Origin of the sequence: Streptomyces sp. NBC_00454, from assembly GCF_041434015.1 — a bacterium.
Taxonomy (GTDB): Bacteria; Actinomycetota; Actinomycetes; order Streptomycetales; family Streptomycetaceae; genus Streptomyces.
In genome coordinates this window covers 48,885-67,049 of sequence record NZ_CP107908.1, presented here as the reverse complement: position 1 = coordinate 67,049, position 18,165 = coordinate 48,885, and the positions used below count along the sequence as shown (strand labels likewise).

At 68.9% G+C, this 18,165-nt stretch carries 18 protein-coding genes and 2 pseudogenes; 12 read left to right on the top strand and 8 right to left on the bottom strand.

The features are described 5' to 3' along the window. Position 1 precedes the first annotated feature (1 nt). Complete coding sequence (locus OHU74_RS36720; RefSeq protein ID WP_331721177.1) at positions 2-1,516, top strand: S1 RNA-binding domain-containing protein; 1,515 nt, start codon at positions 2-4, stop codon at positions 1,514-1,516. Continuing rightward, entirely contained in the window at positions 1,513-2,430 is a 918-nt protein-coding gene (locus tag OHU74_RS36715; RefSeq protein WP_331721176.1) for a hypothetical protein, read from the top strand. The genes OHU74_RS36720 and OHU74_RS36715 overlap by 4 nt, the downstream gene beginning before the upstream one ends. Before the next feature lie 60 nt (positions 2,431-2,490). On the opposite strand, the gene OHU74_RS36710 is transcribed toward OHU74_RS36715, so the two are convergent. From OHU74_RS36710 to OHU74_RS36700, 3 genes are all read right to left on the bottom strand, one after another. Continuing rightward, positions 2,491-2,775, bottom strand: coding sequence for a hypothetical protein (locus OHU74_RS36710; protein WP_331721175.1), 285 nt, complete (start codon positions 2,773-2,775; stop codon positions 2,491-2,493). Between the two features lie 356 nt (positions 2,776-3,131). Further along, positions 3,132-3,335, bottom strand: a complete 204-nt coding sequence (locus tag OHU74_RS36705; protein ID WP_331721203.1) for a cold-shock protein — start codon at positions 3,333-3,335, stop codon at positions 3,132-3,134. Between the two features lie 238 nt (positions 3,336-3,573). Further along, complete coding sequence (locus OHU74_RS36700; RefSeq protein WP_331721174.1) at positions 3,574-3,924, bottom strand: MerR family transcriptional regulator; 351 nt, start codon at positions 3,922-3,924, stop codon at positions 3,574-3,576. Between the two features lie 1,331 nt (positions 3,925-5,255). Between OHU74_RS36700 and OHU74_RS36695 the strand changes: the two genes are divergently transcribed. The 3 genes and pseudogenes from OHU74_RS36695 to OHU74_RS36685 form a co-directional block, all read left to right on the top strand. Further along, on the top strand, positions 5,256-5,618 hold the full coding sequence (locus tag OHU74_RS36695; protein ID WP_331721173.1) for a hypothetical protein: 363 nt from the start codon (positions 5,256-5,258) through the stop codon (positions 5,616-5,618). A 78-nt stretch (positions 5,619-5,696) separates the two neighbouring features. Then, positions 5,697-5,849 (top strand): hypothetical protein, encoded by a 153-nt coding sequence (locus tag OHU74_RS36690; protein ID WP_331721172.1) that lies wholly within the window; start codon positions 5,697-5,699, stop codon positions 5,847-5,849. A 67-nt stretch (positions 5,850-5,916) separates the two neighbouring features. After that, positions 5,917-6,141, top strand: a pseudogene (locus tag OHU74_RS36685) (hypothetical protein); the annotation flags it as partial. A gap of 152 nt (positions 6,142-6,293) precedes the next feature. Here OHU74_RS36685 and OHU74_RS36680 read toward each other — a convergent pair. Next, entirely contained in the window at positions 6,294-7,685 is a 1,392-nt protein-coding gene (locus OHU74_RS36680) for a hypothetical protein (protein WP_331721170.1), read from the bottom strand. A gap of 364 nt (positions 7,686-8,049) precedes the next feature. Here OHU74_RS36680 and OHU74_RS36675 point away from each other — a divergent pair, with 364 nt between their 5' ends. From OHU74_RS36675 to OHU74_RS36665, 3 genes and pseudogenes are all read left to right on the top strand, one after another. After that, positions 8,050-8,706, top strand: coding sequence for a hypothetical protein (locus tag OHU74_RS36675; protein WP_371619922.1), 657 nt, complete (start codon positions 8,050-8,052; stop codon positions 8,704-8,706). Positions 8,707-8,824: 118 nt separating this feature from the next. Beyond that, a complete protein-coding gene (locus OHU74_RS36670) occupies positions 8,825-9,406 on the top strand; it encodes a hypothetical protein (protein WP_371619921.1) in 582 nt (193 codons plus the stop codon). A 99-nt stretch (positions 9,407-9,505) separates the two neighbouring features. Further along, positions 9,506-9,613: pseudogene (locus OHU74_RS36665) on the top strand (IS5/IS1182 family transposase); the annotation flags it as partial. A gap of 1,043 nt (positions 9,614-10,656) precedes the next feature. Here OHU74_RS36665 and galE read toward each other — a convergent pair. The 4 genes from galE to OHU74_RS36645 form a co-directional block, all read right to left on the bottom strand. Then, positions 10,657-11,658 carry a UDP-glucose 4-epimerase GalE gene (galE, locus tag OHU74_RS36660; protein ID WP_331721202.1) on the bottom strand — a complete coding sequence of 334 codons (1,002 nt, stop codon included), beginning with the start codon at positions 11,656-11,658 and terminating at the stop codon, positions 10,657-10,659. A gap of 274 nt (positions 11,659-11,932) precedes the next feature. Next, a complete protein-coding gene (locus tag OHU74_RS36655; RefSeq protein WP_371619920.1) occupies positions 11,933-12,433 on the bottom strand; it encodes an NUDIX domain-containing protein in 501 nt (166 codons plus the stop codon). 196 nt (positions 12,434-12,629) lie between these two features. After that, on the bottom strand, positions 12,630-13,172 hold the full coding sequence (locus OHU74_RS36650) for a GDP-mannose 4,6-dehydratase (RefSeq protein WP_331721166.1): 543 nt from the start codon (positions 13,170-13,172) through the stop codon (positions 12,630-12,632). A 69-nt stretch (positions 13,173-13,241) separates the two neighbouring features. Further along, positions 13,242-13,817 carry a TetR/AcrR family transcriptional regulator gene (locus tag OHU74_RS36645; RefSeq protein ID WP_330300403.1) on the bottom strand — a complete coding sequence of 192 codons (576 nt, stop codon included), beginning with the start codon at positions 13,815-13,817 and terminating at the stop codon, positions 13,242-13,244. 605 nt (positions 13,818-14,422) lie between these two features. Between OHU74_RS36645 and OHU74_RS36640 the strand changes: the two genes are divergently transcribed. From OHU74_RS36640 to OHU74_RS36625, 4 genes are all read left to right on the top strand, one after another. Beyond that, entirely contained in the window at positions 14,423-14,602 is a 180-nt protein-coding gene (locus OHU74_RS36640; protein WP_331721165.1) for a hypothetical protein, read from the top strand. 143 nt (positions 14,603-14,745) lie between these two features. Continuing rightward, the gene (locus OHU74_RS36635) at positions 14,746-16,257 is read left to right on the top strand and encodes an HEXXH motif-containing putative peptide modification protein (RefSeq protein ID WP_371619919.1); all 1,512 of its coding nucleotides are present in this window, start codon (positions 14,746-14,748) and stop codon (positions 16,255-16,257) included. A gap of 675 nt (positions 16,258-16,932) precedes the next feature. Beyond that, positions 16,933-17,301, top strand: a complete 369-nt coding sequence (locus OHU74_RS36630) for a hypothetical protein (RefSeq protein WP_331721163.1) — start codon at positions 16,933-16,935, stop codon at positions 17,299-17,301. Then, positions 17,298-17,993 (top strand): nucleotidyl transferase AbiEii/AbiGii toxin family protein, encoded by a 696-nt coding sequence (locus OHU74_RS36625; RefSeq protein ID WP_331721162.1) that lies wholly within the window; start codon positions 17,298-17,300, stop codon positions 17,991-17,993. The genes OHU74_RS36630 and OHU74_RS36625 overlap by 4 nt, the downstream gene beginning before the upstream one ends. The last annotated feature ends 172 nt before the right edge of the window (positions 17,994-18,165 follow it).

Sequence of the window (18,165 nt, the reverse complement as noted above, 5' to 3'; positions counted from 1 at the left end):
CGTGCTCCCCCACGTCTACCGGGTCACCAAGTACGACCCCGCCGACCGCGACCAGCACGGCCACTACGTCGGCGCCGAGCCCGCGACCAGCGACCACGGACCAGTCGAAGCCGCCTACCTGCGGGCCATCGCCGCCTTCGCCGAGGACACCGGCGTCGACAAGCTGGCGATCCGTGAGCCGCAGCTCGGAGGCTTCGTCCACTTCGGCCTGGAGCCACCGATCGACGGCTACGGCTTGACCGGCCTGTTCCCGGCCGGGCCGGCCGGGTTCCACGACGGCGCTCTGGTGCCGATCGCCGTCGGCCTGGAGCTCGTCCGGTCCATGCTCCGTGACAACGGTGCCTGGTGTCGCCTGGAGGCGGGGGGAGCGTTCGCCGTGCACGTCGGCTGGGACCAGTACCTCTACATCGGCAGCAACCTGCCCTGCGAAACCGCACTGGCCCGCACCCGCGCGCTCGGCCTGTTCCCGGAACGCCTGGACGCCTCGCCGTACGACTTCGTCCCCGACGACCCCGCGTACGTGCAGCGGCCGGCCGACGCCGACTTCTGGGCCCGCCTGCACTGGACCGTCAGTGCCCACCGCGCGGTGTTCCTGGAGGAGGTCTTCGCCGTCAACGCCTTCCGGTGGCACCGCCTGACCCGCGACAACATCGAGACTGTGCGCTCCCAGCTGGCCCCACGCGCACAGTTGGCAATCTGGCCGGACCTGCTCACCGACGTCGACAAGGCCGTGGCCGCTCTGCCCGACGAAGGCCTCGTGGAGATCGTCTGGGAGGACGAGGACGGGCAGATCACGAGCACGGTCGTGGATGAGACCCAGTTCGAGGCAGTGACCTCCCAGCTCGCCAGCGCGCGTGCTGCCGGCGTCGTATCCATGTATGCGGGGGAAGATCTCCCGCTGTTCACCGCTGTGCTGCCCGACAGCGACGGTGTCCTGCGCGCTCGCTGGCAGACCGAGCCGACGCCCAGCGACCGGGACTGGGCATTCCTGAAGACCCTGCGGCGCGGCCAAGTCGTCACCGGCACGGTGACGTCCATCGCCAGCTTCGGCGTCACCTTCGTGGACATCGGCGGCTTCACCGCGATGATCAACATCCCAGAGCTGTCCTGGCGCCCGTTCGACCACCCGTCCGACGTCGTCAGCGTCGGCCAGGAGGTCACAGCTGAGGTCCTCGATGTCGACATGGTCTGGGAACGGGTGCCTCTGTCGCTCCGAGCGGTGCAGGAGGACCCGTGGCCGCAGGTAGCGCAGCGGATCGGCCAAGTGGTCATCGGGGCGGTCACCAAGATCGTGCCGTTCGGCGTCTTCGTCCGCATCGAAGACCGAGAGGACGGCTTCCAGGGGCTCGTGCACACCAGCGAGCTGGATGAATCCTCCGGAGAGGTCGTCGAGGTCGGCGACGCCCTCACCGTGAAGATCATTGAGGTCGACATGGCCCGCCGTCGCATTTCCTTGTCGCATACCCAGGCCCGCACAACCCGCTCCGAGGGCGGCATTGAGGGTGGATCGGCATGAGGAACCAGGAGGCCGAGCTCGACCGGGACATAGCCGCGCTCTTGGCGGCCATGGCGTTTACCGAGATACGGCATCTGGCTGGGAGGCCGCAGCGCGGGGAGGAGGACACCTCCCATGACGAGGTTCTGGACCGCATCAGGTTCCTGGCCAACTTGAGCCACAACCTTCCGGGTGTCGCACGGCCACGTGCCAGGAGGCCCTCCCGACAGGGCGAGCCCATCGGGAGCTTCGGTCAGGCGATGACCGAGCGGCCGATGAGCTGGGTGTGGAACACCGCCTGCCCGGACGCCCGTGCATGGATGCTGCGTCACATCGAACAGTCAGGGCGAAGCTGGACGCCACCCCCGCCTCTGCCACAATCCCGCAGGGCCCCGTCGCCGATGACGCCGCGGCAACGGGTTGGCCTTCTGCTCAGACGATGGCCGGTCAAGGCCCCCGCCGGGCGGCAGCCGCTACCCGCAGAAGCGAACGTTCTCAAGGCCCTCGACACCGAAGCAGTCTGCGCCTTGAACGACGAGGCCCGACGACTTCGGCTCGGCCTGGGTGGTGGCGGATCGTGGTTCCGGGCCCATCTCGCCCCCGACGGCGTCCACTATCTGCTCCCCGATCCGGCGAACTACTACTGGCCCGGTACTCCGAACGCCCGCGGCGGCAAGATCGATTGGTGGCAGTGCACCATGCTGCTCCAGATGTACAACGGAGAGCAGGTCAGCAGCATGGTCGCCGTACTCCCGGAGACCTTCACAGCGCTGCCCTCGACATTGCTCCGGAAGGACCAGCTGCGACTCGCCCACCGCGTCCGCTCCATCGAGCGAGATACCGGCCAATGGGGACAAGACCACAAGGCCGAATGCGCACCGCAGCTTTGCGGCTACGTCCCCGAAGCAACCGACAACGCTCCGACGACCATATGACCGCTGGTCAGCCGCGCCCTCACCATGACCGGCCTCAGCACCGTCGCCTGTACGGGACTACTACCCGCCAGACACCTCGGTGTTCGGAGCGAATCGCAGTCCAGCTGCAGCAAGGAAGTCGGCGAGCTCGATAACGCCCCCGTCGGTCCCGTCATCCCACTCGACCAAGAGCTCGGACTCTTCCGCGTCCCAGGTGCCGATGTCGTCGCTGGGATGCCGTTCGACGCTCCCAACGCCGTGCCGGTAGCGCAGGTACAGATACTGCCCCTCGACCGTCCACGCGTCCCACTGGGACGGGTAGGCCGAGGAAGTCTGCACAACCCGCGCGAGAGTCAGATCCGCCATGCCACCGAGCCTTCCGACTGCCCATCAAGCTCTACTGCGAGTCCCATGCTGGGTCGAGCGGGGCCTGCACATTATTCCCCGGTTACAGAGAGCTACTTGTCACTTCGCGGCAGCTTCGGGAGTGCAGGGCCTTCCGGGGGACTCGCCCCTTCAACGACACGGCGGAGAATCGGTTCTGCGCGGGTGTACGGGGCCCCGTCACCGGCTAGGCGCCCGCTCGTTGACGGGGTACGGGGAATGCACACCCGTACCCGGCCACTCCGAGCAGCCGGGTACGGGCCCGCAACCACGCAGCTCGGCCTCGCGGGGGTCTGCCGGAGGAAGAGCCTGGCAGCCCCGGCGGGTGGCGAACAGGGTCAGGCCGGGGTGATGTTCTCGGCCTGGGGGCCCTTCTGGCCCTGGGTGACGTCGAACGTCACGGTCTGGCCTTCCTGGAGCTCACGGAAGCCCGCAGCGTTGATCGCCGAGTAGTGGGCGAAGACGTCCGGGCCGCCGCCGTCCTGGGCGATGAAACCGAAGCCCTTCTCCGCGTTGAACCACTTCACAGTTCCCGTAGCCATATCCATGCCTTCCAGTCGATGAACGCCTCCCACAACGTGCGGGAGACGGAGGTGATCGTCCTGGTTCCTGCGGCACAGCACAGCAAAACGCCCACGCCTACGGCGTGGGCAAAGGGGAACTTCCGAACCACGACAGCTGACCCAGACGCTACACGGCCACGACAGCCCGTCACCAGAGGAAACGGCACATCGGCACAGGGGCGCGGGACCCGCCGGTTACCCGGCGGGCACGTCCGCCTCAGACCCCAGGCGGTGAACCCGCCGACCCGACGGTACGGCGGTACTCGGCGTTGATGCGCTGGGCCTCCTCGAGCTGGTCCTCGAGGATCACGATGCGGCAGGCCGATTCGATCGGGGTGCCCTGATCGACGAGCTCGCGGGCCCGGGCGGCGATGCGCAGCTGGTAGCGGGAGTAGCGGCGGTGGCCGCCGGCGGAGCGCAAAGGGGTGATCAGGCGGGCTTCGCCGAGGGCGCGGAGAAAGCCTTGTGTGGTGCCGAGCATCTCGGCGGCCCGGCCCATGGTGTAGGCGGGGTAGTCGTCGTCGTCCAGGTGGCCGCCGAGGGGGCCGGTCGGGTTTTCTGCTGTCATTGCACCTCTCTGTGGAACGCGTGGAGGGGCCCTGGCGCCTATTGGCGCCAGGGCCCCGAAGGAACTGCTACACCATCTGCCGGCCCTGGTACTGCGCCGGCCTTCTGTTTCCGCCGACCCGACCGACTTGCTGTCGGGGGTGCGGGGATCGCGGTTGCTTGACCGGAGACCACCTCACTATCGATGTCCTGCGGTACCCGGGCTTCATGCTGCTGGCCCGGGCGATCCTGATGGCGCTCGGCTCCTCCGTTCTTCCCTCAGTGATCAACTGCTTACCTAGCGGGGGACTGCGTACTGCTGGTACTGCGCACTGCTTGTACTGCTGGTGATGCGAACTGCACCGTGGCCTGTGACAGCACCACTCTTCGGCAGCCAGCCCCGTCGCCCGTCCTGCATCTGCTCTGGCTTAGAACCCCACTGCCGAACTTCCCGGCGCGCGCGCCCGCAGTCGACGCCTTCACCGAGGTACTGCTCTCACTGACTTCACTGCTGCGCACTGCACTTACGGGTACTGCCACTGCGGTACTGCTCACGGCGGCCCCTGATCACTGCGGGCCACCCGGTCCGGTCGTCAGTCCCGTCGCCGTCCTGCAACCGCTCTGGCTTCGACACTCCACCACCGCACCGTCATGCGAACTGCAACTACGAGTACTGCGAGTACTACTGCCCGGCAGTTCGTCTCTGCCAGGCCCTGCTGTCTCTCTGGGCTACGAGAGAAACCATAACCAGCCCACCACCCAATGTCTACTCCAGCCATCATAGATTTTCGTGTGTTCGACGGTGAGGTAATCGAACTCGAACGGCGACAGGACTGGGAGGAAGCCGCACCGGGCAGGCCGTGGCCGCCAGAGCCCGGCGCCACAGCCGAGGCACCGCGAGCGGACAGCCCCCGCAGGGCTGGGGCTGGGGCTCGGCCGCCGTCAGCCTCCAGGCCCCGGTGCCTGCTCACTGCCTCGCGCAGGGCGTCCCGGACGGCGGGGCGGTAACGACGTTGAGGCCTCCCGCCACGGTCACCCGGCAGGCGCCGGGCCCGGTGGCGGAGACGTCGACATGGAAGACCGTGTCGGCAGTGCGGTCCCCTTCGGGACCGCACTGTCGCGCGCAGGGCGGGCGGGCCGTGCCTTCACCGCACGCCGGTGACCCGGCGGCGTCACAGCAGAGCTTCTCCGGTGTGCGTCCAGGGGCGGCGGGTCGCCTACCAGATGCGGTGATGACCCAGGCCGGAACGGAAGATCACTGAACAAGGGGTTGGAGCGGCTGGGAGCGTCGCGCGCGAAGCAAGATCAACGATCAAGGAGCTGGTCCAGGTCCGGACCCTTGCCGCGGCCGGCGTGCCGCTGGCCGGGATCGGTGAACTGCTCGACGCCGATCCCGAGCGGTTCGCCGCCGCCCTGGACGACGTCCATCGTCGGCTCACCGAACAGATCGAGGACCTGACCGCGCGACGCGACACCCTGCACCGGCTCGCCCATGGCGACCGGGCCCTGCTGCCCGACCGGGCCTGCACGGTCCTGGACCGACTCGCCGATCTCGGCTTCGGCCCCGAGTACGTGGCCACGCAGCGGGAGGCCCTGGTGCTGGCCCGCGCGCTGGTCCCGGAGGTTTTCAGCACCTTCCTGACCAGGCTTGAACACGGGCTCGACGATCCCGAGTTCGTCGAGCCGACCAAGCACGGCTTGGGTGCGGCGTCCTGAGATCCCGACGACCCGCGGATCGAGGAACTGGCCTCCGCGCTGGCCGACAAACTACTGGCCGACCGCGCCCTGCTGGCGATGCCGTCCGGATCTCAGAACCGGTCTGACGCCTCCGCCCGGTACGGACTGGTCAACCACCACCGGGAAGCCCAGGCACCGGCCATCGCCCGGTTGAACACGCTGGTCGAGGCGAACCCGCGCGCCGCCGGCATCGACATCCTGCATCAGTGACGGCCGCCCAGCGGAGCCGGTGCTGCGGCGCGACACCCCCTGACCCCACTGCGGCCAGACCCGCCGACGATCGGGCCGCCCCGCAGGCGGCCCCTTCGCTGTCGCGGCCGTGGTCGACCCGGCCGACGACACCTGCCGCCGGCAGATGCACAAGCAGCTCACCGTCCAGGAGTCCCGCCACAAGCTGGGCCGCTACAGCTTTAGCGCGTCCGTCCCGCGCAAGGGGCTGCGGCCCCTGCGCGACCCGGACGCTGTCGAACTGGACGACGATGACGACGGCGGAGGAGAGTGAGCCGGCCGCTCGGGCGGCCAGCAGGCAGTTGTCGGGTTCGTGTGCCTCACAGCCCGGCGGGATGGACTGTCTCCGGGGACCGTCCGCCCCGGCGGGATGGACGGTCTCCGAGGACCGTCCGCCCCGGCCGACTGGACTGTCTCCGGGGACCGTCAGCCGGTGCAGCCCGGGACCGCGCCGGTCGGGCTGCAGTTGTTCGGCCGATTGTCGCGGACGACATCGCCGTTCAGGGTGAGGGCGCCGGACGCCTTGAAGATGCCGCCGCCGTCGCCCGCGCGGTTGTGGGTGATGGTGTTCTCCTCCAGGGTGGTGGTGCCCAGCCCCGTGGCGCCGCCGGCGTGGTAGAGGCCGCCGCCCTGCGCGGTGCCGTCCTTGGCGGTGACCGTGTTGTGCAGGACCTTGTTGCGCTTGGCTGTCAGGCGGCCGCCGTCGGGGTTGTCGAGGCCGCCGCCCTGAGCCGTGCCGCCCGGCGCCTCGACGGTGTTGCCGGTGATGTGGCTGTCGGTCAGGTCGAGCGTGCCGAACGGGCCCATGCGTACGCCGGCACCGCGCGCGGTGCCGTTCTCGGCGACAACCCGGTTGCCGCTGATCTTCACGTCGTTCACGGTCATCAGGGCATTGTTCGCAATGCCACCGCCCTGGGCGAAACCGTGGGGAGCGTCCGACGTGTTGTCCCTGATGGCGCCGCCGGTGACGGTCAGCCTTCCGGGCTCCGGGATGCCGTTGGAGAGGGCAGCACGCGCGAACCCGCCCGGGGCGAAGGAACGGTTCTTGCTGATGACCGTGTTCTTAACGGTGGTCTCGGCGAAGCTGATGAGGCCGGCCCCGAACGCGAAGCTCTGGGTGTCCTTGGTGACGGTCGCCGTGTTCCCGGTCAGTCGGGAGTCGGTGACCGTGAGCGGACCGTCGTTGACGATCGCGCCGCCCGCGGCGGCGCCGCCGAGCTCGCTGCCGCTGTAGATGACATGGTTTCCGGTCACCTCGGTCTCGCTCACCCTTCCGGTGCCGGGGTTGTCGATACCGCCGCCCTGGGCGAACACATCCGACTTGGACGTGTTGCCGATGATCTTGCTGCGGGTCACGCTCATCGTTCCGGTGTTGGAGATACCGCCACCGCAGGCCACGCCCGGGGGATCGGGGAAAGCGGGACAGTCCGTGGCGAAGCCGCCGCTGATCGTCGTGTGGGTGAGCGTGAGGTTGCCCGTCGGGCCGACGAGGAGGATCCGGAACTTCGGAACCTTGTGCCCGTGCTCGTCCCGCCTGATCGTGGCCCCACGTCCGTCGATGGTGATCTCACTGGTGATCACCGGCAGCCCGTTGCCGGGATTCGCGGGGTCCGGCGCCGTCAGCTTGTACGTGCACTCGCGCGCCAGCTGGAGCGTGTCCGGTCCGGGCGAGCTGTTGGCGGCGTTGATCGCCGCGACGAGATCGGGGACCGCGCAGCGAACCTGCACCGGGGCGACGGCGTGAGCGGCCGGGGCGGGGACCGCCACCAACGCGCCCGCCACGAGGCCGAGGACGGCCGGGACATGCCGACGAGACATCGGGGACTCCTCCTTCTGCGATGTAAGGCCAGCCGTCAGGGGACCGCAACCAGCCGAGCCCAGCCGACCACGCGCAACCGCCGTCGGCTTCCCGGCTTGATCCATACAGGCGGGCGCACAGCCCGGACGGAGCACGAGGCTGCGCGAACGGGCCAAGACGCGCGAAGGGGTCGTACTCCAGGGCGGGGCGGGCGGGCCCCTTCTGATGCGCGCTCTGTGGGAGGGGCAGACCTCCCGGCACGGCGCGCAGACCACTACGTGCCCGAGACCCTGGGGGCCGTTCCACCGGGCTCAGAGGGGCACAGACGACCGATTCCACCCCCTTCGCGGGACAGGAACCGTCCAGGCCGCTCGCGCTGTCCCGATGTACATGAACGATGCCCTTCTCAACGTGGTGCCGGGCGCGGCCGGTGCCGTGGTCCTCCTGTTCCTCGGAGCGTGGGAGAGCGACAGGCGAACCCGACGGACGGAGGCGCGCAAGGAAGCCGCGGCGGACCGGGCCGCGCTCGAAGCGCAAGCCGATGAACTTGTGGCGGCGGTGCTGGCGGTGCAGGTCGCGGGCAACGTCCACGGGCATCTGTGGGTGGGATGGAAGGCCAAGCTGGCAGTGGTCCTGCGGGCGCTTGGTGAGGGAGGTGCGGCCTACGCGCGGTCTCCGCAACGAGGGTTCTGGGCCGTGGCGGCAGCCAACGAATCAGCGGGCACAGTGATCGACCAGTGGAATCAGGGAAGCCTGGCGTCGGCGGAGAAGCTGGCGGCACCCCTCGGCCGTCTCGGAGCAGCCGTTGTACCGCTCTTGAGGCGCCGGGAGCCGGGACTCGCGGAGGCCGTAGAAGAAGTGTTCACGGCGATCAGCGAGAACTACGCGGATGACGACCGGATCGCGCGGGCTCTTGAGGCGTTCCACGAAGCGCTGCGGCCCGCCCTGGAGCCACCTGCGCCTCCCCGGCGCCGGTGGTCCCTGCATCGAGGACCTGGCGGGAGCGGGCCGCAGACGGGCTACCCGATGGTTTCAGAATGAGTTGTGGTGGCTGGGGTACAGGCGCGGCCGCGCCATCCACGGGGTCGCGCCACGGACGGACACAGGCGTGCGGTCGCCTGGCATTGATATGTCAGCGGCACTCGCTATCGTCCAGGCCATGACCTCAAGTGATCATCTGCTCGACCTGATCCAGGCCACCCCGGAGATCGATCTGCTGCTGCGGTCATCGTTCGGCTTCGACATCCACCGGAAGCACTATGGCGATGGCTTCAGGCTCGCCTCAGGTGCGCCGCTGGAAGTGATCGCCGGGGAGTCCGCTGGTGGGGCGTACTTCCTGTGCGCTGAGCAGAACGGCCGTCGGCCGGTGGTGTTCGCGAGTTCCGAAGGTGAGGGCGGGCTGCTCGCCGATGACCTGGCGGAGGCGTTGGAGGTCATCATCGGGCTGGAGTGGCGGGACTGCCTCTCCTTCTCGGGCGGTGGCGATGTGGAGGTCATGCAGATCTCCGCTCAACACCTTGAACGGTCCCGTGACAAGCACAACCCGGACATCGACAACGAAGCTGCCCAGGTGGCCGCGGCACTGTCGCTACGTGTCGTCCCTGTCGCTGACCTCGTCATCCGGTTGCATGCAGCCGCCTCGAAGACCGAACCGGACTACGTCGTGATCGACGACGACGGGCAGGCGTTCGACCAACCGTTCGGCGAGCACGTTAAACCTCGCCACGGGGGCTGGCGCTGAACCCGACCGGCCGCTGACCCCAGTGCCATCGACACCGGCATCTCGGCCGGTATCTGACAATGCGTCGGGCAGACTCTCCTACGTGTCTGCCCCCCTTGTTCCGACGATCTCTGGGAACGCGTAGCTCCGCTCCTCCCAGCCCGGCCTCCCCGACGCCATCGCCACCCCGGCCGACTGCCGATATCGGACCGCACCGCACTGGCCGGCCCCGCACTGACGCTGAGCTGCATCGACTCGTACACACCCACCACGCACCACAGGCCCTCCCCCAGAGAATCCCCCGTGCGCGTGCTGTGGCCGGACTACGCGTCCCGGTAGCGGACCAAGAGCACACCGTGGCGACGAGCAGCTAGAGCGCTCCTGACAACGGGTGCGTGCCGGTCGCGCTCGCGGCAGCGGACGAATGGGCTGGGATTCGAAACTCCAAGTGGCAAGTAGGCCATCGGCGCTGACCGCGAAAACCTGACGGATGCGGCTCATCCCCGCGCGGGCAGGGAGTAGTGCGAGGATCTCGACGAGGTAGAGCAGGATCTGGGGTCATCCCCGCATGCGCGGGGTGCAGTCGGCACCCGTCACTAGGGCCGGAATGACGTAGGGGGCATCCCCGCGTGCGCGGGAGCAGGAAGGCGACGGTGGCCAGGTCCTGGCGCCACTGGGGGTCATCCCCGCGTGCGCGGGGAGCAGGCTTGCTGACCTGCCACTTTAGACAGGCGGAATGGCGTTTTGAAGCACTTCCGCTGAAACCGGCATAACCGGCAGGTCGCGGTGCCGGAACAAGATCGGCCTCAGCTCGCGCTCTCCGCCACTGCTTGCGGGCCCTCTCGCGCTTTCCCGTAGAACAGCTCCGGAGGCGGACATTTCAGTCGGCCTCGCCACGTTCCCGCCGGGCTTGCGCCGCAGGTCGCGGAGCGTGGCTGCGTAGAGGGGGAGCAGGACCGGGGTATGGCCGTGTTTCTGGCGGCCAGCGCGTTCATCGAGATCCGGCGTCTGGCCGCGGGCTCAAAGTGCGTGGCTCAGGACAACTCCCCGGACGAGGTTCTCGACCACATCGGGTCCTTGGCCAAAGTCGAGTCACAACCTCCCGGGCGTCACACGGCCAAGTCCCAGGAGGCCGTTCCTCCAGGGCACGCCCCCCTCGGGAGTTGCGATCAGGCGATGGCCGAAAGACCGATGAGCCGGGTCTGGAACACCGCCGGCCCGTCCTCCTTGGCATTCCGAGGGAAACGGGCCAGCGGTGCGGGCCGCCCCGGTCAGTCCGCGACACCGAGGGCCGTGTCGCGCTTCGCGTACCAGCGCAGGGAGTCGCGGATGCCGTCCTCGATGGAGTGTTCCGCCTTCCATCCGAGGAGGTCCTGGGCGAGGTCGACGCGGGCGTAGGCGCCTGCGGAGTCGCCGGGGCGGCGGGGGGTCTCGGTGGTGGGCAGGGGGGTGGCGGTGACGGTTTCGAAGGCGGTGACGAGTTCGCGGACTGTGGTGCCGCGGCCGGTGCCGAGGTTGATGACGCGGTACGGGGCCTCGTGGGTGATGGTGGCGAAGTGCTCCACGGCCTTGATGTGGGCGGCGGCCAGGTCCCAGACGTGGACGTAGTCGCGGAGGCCGGAGCCGTCGCGGGTGGGGTAGTCGGTGCCTGTCAGGGGGAAGGCCTCGCCAGCGTGGTGGACGTCGATCATTTTGCCCAGGGCATGGGTGGGGGTGCGGATCTGGAGGCCGGTGCGCAGTTGGGGGTCGGCGCCGATGGGGTTGAAGTAGCGCAGGGAGATGACGTTGAGGGTTCCGGCGGCGGCTACGTCGGCCAGGACCGTCTCGAAGACGGCTTTGGTGCGGGCGTAGGGGCTGAGGGTTTCGACGGGGGAGTTCTCGTCTACGGAGAAGTCCTCGGGGTCGGCCCGGTAGAGGGAGGCGGAGCTGCTGAAGAGGAGGTTGCGGCAGTTGTTGCGGACGAGGTGCTCGAGGAACTGGATGCCCTTGGAGACGTTTTCGCGGTAGTAGCCGAGGGGGTTGGCGACCGAGTCCGGGACGACGATGAGGGCGGCGCAGTCGACGGCAGTGGTGATGTCCGGGTGGTCGGCGAAGATGCGGTCGATCAGGGCGCCGTCGCAGATGTCGCCCTCGTAGAAGGTCCGGCCCTCGGTGAATTCGCGGCGGCCGGTGGCGAGGTTGTCGAGGATGACGGGGGTGATGCCGTTGTCGACGCATGCCGAGGCGATGGTCGATCCGATGAAGCCGGCGCCGCCCGCGATCAGTACCTTCAAGGCCTTCAAGGTGGTTCCTCATCCGTTCGGTGGAGCTGTTGTCTGTCGTGCTGGCTATGTAGGTGAGTTCCAGGAACGTCTGTCGCTCAGCAGCGAGAACGCCCGGATCCACGGGAAAGTGATGTCGCCGAGTTCTGGAAACACCTGGGTTCTTGCTTCGGGACCATTGGTTGTGCTCTGCACGACGAGGGGGCCCGGGTGCTGCCGAAGTCCAAGGTCGATCTGTACGCGACGATCCGCCGCGACGCCAAGGCCGGCCTGTCGCTGCGTGCGGTCAGGACTGCGCGGTCCGGAACACGAGATACCGGCTGAAGGCCTCGTGGCTGTCGGGAGTGAAGCGCCACTCCAACAGGGCCGAGTGAAGCTCGGACTCGGTCAGCCAGCCATGCCAGGCGACCTCATCGGGATCGCGGGTCACAGCGTCCGGCACCACGGCTTCATGCACGCCGAGCCAGTGAGGGCTTAGGCCGCTGCGGTTGATGAACGTGAACAGCAAGCGCGGCAGGCCACGGATGCCCAGCTCTTCGGCCAGCTCCCGCCCGGCAGCCTGTTCATAGGATTCGCCGACACCCACGGCGCCACCGACCATGACCTCATAGAGCCCGGGGAAGCGCGACAGCTGCTCCGACCGCCGATGGACGAGGATCCGACCACGCTCATCACGACACACCGTCGAGGCGATTCGATGCAGCCAGCCCTCCCGGATGGCCTGCCGACGGGTGACTACCCCTAGGACACGATCTTGACAGTCGACGCGCTCCACCAGTTCCTCCACGACGCACAGAGTGGCAGAACCCACTGACAACGCCGTTTCTCGGCGAGCTGTTCTCAGAACTCGACAACATTCTGGACCCGCTTGATCAACATCTGTTGCCCGAACTCGGCACCAACCGTTCTCGCGTTACACCTACGTAGCCAGTCGTGCTCGGTTCGGTTCGTTGGGTCAGTTCGTCAGGCCCTCCCGACGTGTCTTATAACGCCTGCGAGGGTGGCTCGGGTTCCATGACGGTCCAGCCCAAGACGCGGTTGCGTACGGGCCGCCAGCGCATGGCGTCGCGGATCGCGTCGGTGGGGGAGAGCTCCGGAGTCCAGCCCAGGAGGCCGACGGCGCGGGAGTTGTCAGCGCTGAATCCCGCTACGTCGCCGGGCCGCGCGGTGGCCTCGAGCAGTGCGACGGTGTGGCCCGCGGCTTGCTGGAAGGCCTGGGCGAGTTCGCGGCCGGTGGTTGCGGTACCGCTGGAGATGTTCACGGCCTGGAACGGGGTGTTCCCGTTGAGGGTGTCGAAGCGCTGCAGGGCGGCCACGTGGGCGAGGGCCAGGTCCCACACGTGGACGTAGTCGCGGATGCCGGAGCCGTCGCGGGTCGGCCAGTCGGTACCCGTGAGAGTGAAGGGCACCCTGTCCTCGGCTGCGGGGATCAGCCGACCCAGCTGGTGGGTGGGCCTGTCGAGCCGGAGTCCGCTGGGCAGGTGGGGGTCGGCGCCGATCGGGTTCGCGTAGCGCAGGGCGAGCACCCCTCAGGCCGGTGGCGGCTGCCGCGTCGCTGAGGAAGGCCTCTCCGGCCGCCTTCGTACGTTTGCGGGTCAGGCTCCGCTCGATGGCGGGGCGAAGGCGGGCATGAGGGTGGTCAGTACGGTGTGCATGAAGTCCGGCGGGACGGGGCGGGTCCGCAGGAGCCAGGTGTGGTAGATCGGGCCGTAGATGAGCTCGACGGCCAGTTCGAGGTCCAGGTCCGCGCGGAGCTGCCCGGAGTCCTGGGCCTTCGCCAGGCGTGCGACGCACTGGTCGATGGAGCTCCGCAGAATGCGCGGGACGCCTTCGGCGGCGACGTCGTCGGATTGGGCGGAGGCGATCAACCCCCGCCAGACCGGGCCGAAGTCGGTCGCGAAGAGCGCCAAGACGTTGGTGGTCTGGGTGAGCAGGTCTGCCGCGATGTCGCCGGTGTCCGGGAAGTCGGCGGCCGAGTCCCGGGCGCTTTCCACGCCTTCGATCAGGATCGCGGCCTTCGACGGCCACCAGCGGTAGATCGTCGTCTTGCCGACCCCGGCCTCCGAGGCGATCGCCTCGATGGTGGTGGAGGCGAATCCGGTGGAGGCGCAGAGCCGGAAGGCGGCAGCGATGATCGCCTGTCTTGCTTGCTCGTTGCGTTGTGCGGACATGAACACCAATCCTACCGTTACGGAACGCTACGTTCCGTTGCGTCTGACGTTCCTCTGCTGTTGCACCCTCCGCGCCCTGCCAGGCCTCCAAGCTGGCCTTCAACCTGGCCTTCAACCTGGCCTCCAGCCTCCGGTCGGGGGCCATGAGGGCTCTGTCGGCTACATCCAAGCGCAACGCTACGTATCGTATTGACAACCCACACTTCCGATCACACACTAATGACGCAACGATCCGTTTCGTATCGCTTGCATCGCGGGGGAGCGTCACCGGTGCCCGTATCCCACGGGCGCCGGTACGACGCCCAGGCCGATCTGGCACCCCGAGATCCCCGGCCCGACCGTTGTGGACGGGGTGCCTGAAGGGTGAAGGGTCGGAGTTGAGGTGCGCACCTGCTCGTCCCGCACCCCTCCGGACGTGCCGACGCCCCGTGTCCCGTGGAACCGATGGCCTCGCCAAGCCCACCCCTATGCCCGAACTTCTTCCATCTGCAGGCCACCGGATGACCGGTAGCGCCCGCCCCACCGACTCCGGAGAACCGCTCCGGAACGCATGAAGCAATGCGGAGAAAGCCCGCGGAGAAAGCACCGCGGAGAAGGAGTACCCCATGTCAGCACAGGCCATCCGGCTGCCGCAGTTCCCCGTCCCGGTCCTCGACGAGAACGAGGCACCGCGGGTCATGACCGATTCCGCGGCCGAGCGCGCCTGGGTCCCGGCGTACGCGGCGCAGCTGGCGTACGCGCCCGCCGACTCGTCCGCGCCGATGCAGCTCACCAAGGCGGCCTGACCGAGGGTCTGACCCCACCCGCCTGAGCGGGGCACGGCGGTGGAGTGCCTGCCACAAAGGCGCACACCGCGCTCCACCGCCCTGCCCCGCCTCGGTCGACGGCGCACGACAGCGCCCCAGGAATGAAACAGAAAGGCATCACCGTGGCTACGGTCTCCCCCCGCACGGCGGAGGACATACTCACGCGGGACGGTCTCTTCGCAGACTCCGCCGCCATCGAAGCCAGGAATCTCGCAAGGTACCGCCTGGGGCTGTCGCTCTTGGGTGCCCGCGACTCCCGGCACGCCCCTGTCCTGCACGCGCTCGCGCTGGCGGGGGACGACCAGCTGCTTCCCGTCCTGGTCGACCCCGTGCTGCGCAACGCCTTCGAGGACGACACGGCCTGTCTGGAGAACGGGGCGTTCACTGCGAGCGCCCTCGGTGGCTACCTCGCGGACGACGCATGGCAGCTGCCCGCCGACGGCACGGGCCCCTGCGAGAGCCTCATGCGGACCCCGGCCCGTCCCTGGCCCGGGAACGGGGCGGCCTGGGTATGGACCGGACTCCGGGCGCCGGTCTCCCAGCAGGCCATGGCCGAACGGCTCCGTGAGCTGTGCCGCAACAGCTTTGAGCCGGACAGCCAGACCGAGCCCTACGACGCGACCCCAGAGATGGTCGAGGCGCTGAGGCAGGGCGCCGACCTGCTCACATCCCTCCTCCCGCAGATCGGTCCGAGCGTACTGAGGCACGTCTCGCTGATCGGGTTCAGCGACGGAGAATCCGCCGACGGCCCGCTGCAGTCGCTGTCGGGCGGCGACCCGCTGCCATCCGCGATTCTGATGTCCCCCGGCCGGCTCGCCGACCCCTGGACTACGGCCGAGACGTTGTTGCACGAGGCCGCGCACCTGAAACTGTTCGACGTGCTGCGCTCCTGCTCGCTGGTGGAGGACGGTACGGCCCAAGTGCCGATCCCCTGGCGGCAATCCTCCTGGAGCTTCATCAGGGTGCTGGTGGCGCTGCACTTCTACGCGCACCTGACGGTCTTCCAGTCCGCAGCCCGCGCGGCAGCTCCTGAGCTCATCGCGCGGTACGGCCCCCCGCCTGCCGACGAGGTCATCGACGAGCCGACCCCGGGGAGCCCGGCCGCCGCCCTGGGCACGCACCGCACCGTGCTGGAGCGCCTGACCTACCTTGCGGAGCAGGCTCTGAGCGCCGGCCACGGCCAGGTGACCCCGGAAGGCCGACGTTTCGTCCACTGGCTGCTCGACGGCATCGAGCACTGCGAGCCCGGGGTGCGCTCCCTGGTCCCGGTCCCCCCACCGGCCACCGCTAACCCGGCCACCGCGAACCCGTCCGCCGAGCCGCCGTCCGCCGACGGTGTCCTCGTACGCAACGAACCCGTGCTGGTTCGGGAGCTGCCCGACCAACAACAGCTCCTCGTACTGCTGCCGGACCAGGCGCGCTTCCACTGGCTCGACGCACACACCTGGACCGTCTACGCCCTGTGCGAGGGGGTGACGCCGACCTCGCTCGCCGAACGGTACCGCCGAACGGTGCACGGAGTGATGGGTGAGGACGCCGCCCGCACGATCACCAGCAGGTGCCTGGACCTGCTGCTCGCGGCCGGACTGGTGTCGTGGGCTGACGGCCCCGGTGCCCTCGGCGACACCCCGTGACGGGTCTGCCCCCGCAGCGTCCTCGACCAGGTTCCGCTGCTCTTCGGGACTTCTCGGAGCAACGGTGGGCTCGTACCTGACCAATGACCCGCCGGCGCCAGGATTCGTTCACTTCTCAGGGTTCTGGCTCAACGTCTGGGCCGAGGAGGGTGACTCGGGCGGTCCACGACCAGGGCTCCCTGGGGCGGATCCCGGCGAGCAGCTCCAGCCGAACCGGAACGTCCGGTCGGCCTTCGGGTCATCCCCGCACGCGCGGGGAGCAGGGTCCGTACCGCAACACCGACGACGGCCCCGAGGGGTCATCCCCGCGTGCGCGGGGAGCAGACTTACTGACCTGCCACTTTAGGTCGGCAGCAGCAGGTTCTGAAGCACTTTCACCGAAACCGGCATATCCGGCAAATCTCACGCATGGAACAAGAAATCCATCAGGCCTGAAGGCTACGACTGCCGGTAGGGACGGCGGGCATCCCTCGCCCAGCCGTATCGCAGCCCGCCCACCGCACCGCCGCCCGGTCCAGCCGAGAGCGCCCGGTCCGCAGACGGCCGAGGCCGTACGCAGATGTCGGCGGCAGTCGTAGCCCGCGTAGGCCCCAAACGGGATACCGGATGCAGTCAGCGGGGCGGTACGCGCGTCTGCGGTACCGGGGACGGGCGGGACGCGGGATAATCGGGTTCATGGTCATGCTCTCCTCCAGCAGCGCGGCGCCCTCGGCGGCCGAGGTGTTCCACGCCCGGTACGCGGGTCGGCTGCCCGCCTCCCTGAAGGAGCTCGCGGGTCCCCGGCACGGCGTGGTCGAGCTGCCGCTGCACGTGGCCTGGTCCGGACTGCGTTCCTACGACCTGGACCGCCCGCGCCTGCGCATGGGTCTCTACCGCACCGTCCTGGCCGAGGGGCAGCACGAAGACCTCGTAATCCTCCTGAACCACGACCTCCTCCTCGCGCAGTGGCCCGTCCTGCGCACTCTGGTCAGCAGGCACCTGCGGGAGGTCTGGGAGGACGCGTTCCCCGAGCTCCTCCGGGCGTCGGGGTCCGCCGCCGCGTGAACCTCACCGACCTGCACCGCCGGCTCCTCGCCGCCGTGATCGACATCGGCGCGCCGTACCCCCTCGTGATCACCGGCGGGTACGCCGTCCAGGCCCACGGCCTCGTCGAGCGTCTGAGCCAGGACCTCGACGTGGCCACCGAGAACCCCGCCCCGATGGGCGAGATCGTCACCGGTCTCGAGCAGGGTCTGGCGGCGCGGGGCTGGCAGGTGCGCGTGATCTCCGTGGACCCCTTGTCCGCCCGGCTGATGGTCGTGGACCCGGACAGCGGCGAGGAGTGTGAGGTCGACGTCCTCAAGGAGCACTTCTGGACCCCGCCGGCCCTCACCGAGTACGGGCCGGTCCTCGCTTTCGACTCCGTCATCGGTACGAAGGTCCGCGCGCTGGCCGACCGGGGCGCGGTCCGCGACTTCATCGACGTCCACGCCGCCTCCCGCCACCGCACCGCCGGCGAGCTCGAGCGCCTCGGCGAGCGGCACGGGCGTGACGAGTTCCGCCTCCAGGACCTCCGCGACCGCCTGGCCGGGGCGGACTGGGCGGACGACGACGAGTTCGCCGCCTACGGCCTCACCGAGGACGAGACGGCCGAGCTGCGCGTCTGGGCCCGGCGCTGGGCGGACGACCTCGACCAGCGCCTGCACGACCACGAACGCGACAGCGACCAGGACGGCGACCAAGACCACGACGTCTGAGAAGGCCTCCTCGCCCCGCCTCCGGACGTCCCTCGTGGTGGTCGACCGGTTTCCGCTCCCGGTCGGCGGCCGCACGGCCGCTGATTTCGGAGGCGACTGGCACGGGCACGATGCTCCGCGTGGAACTCGTACACCCTCTCGAAGGACTGGACGGCCGCGGGTTCAGGATCTA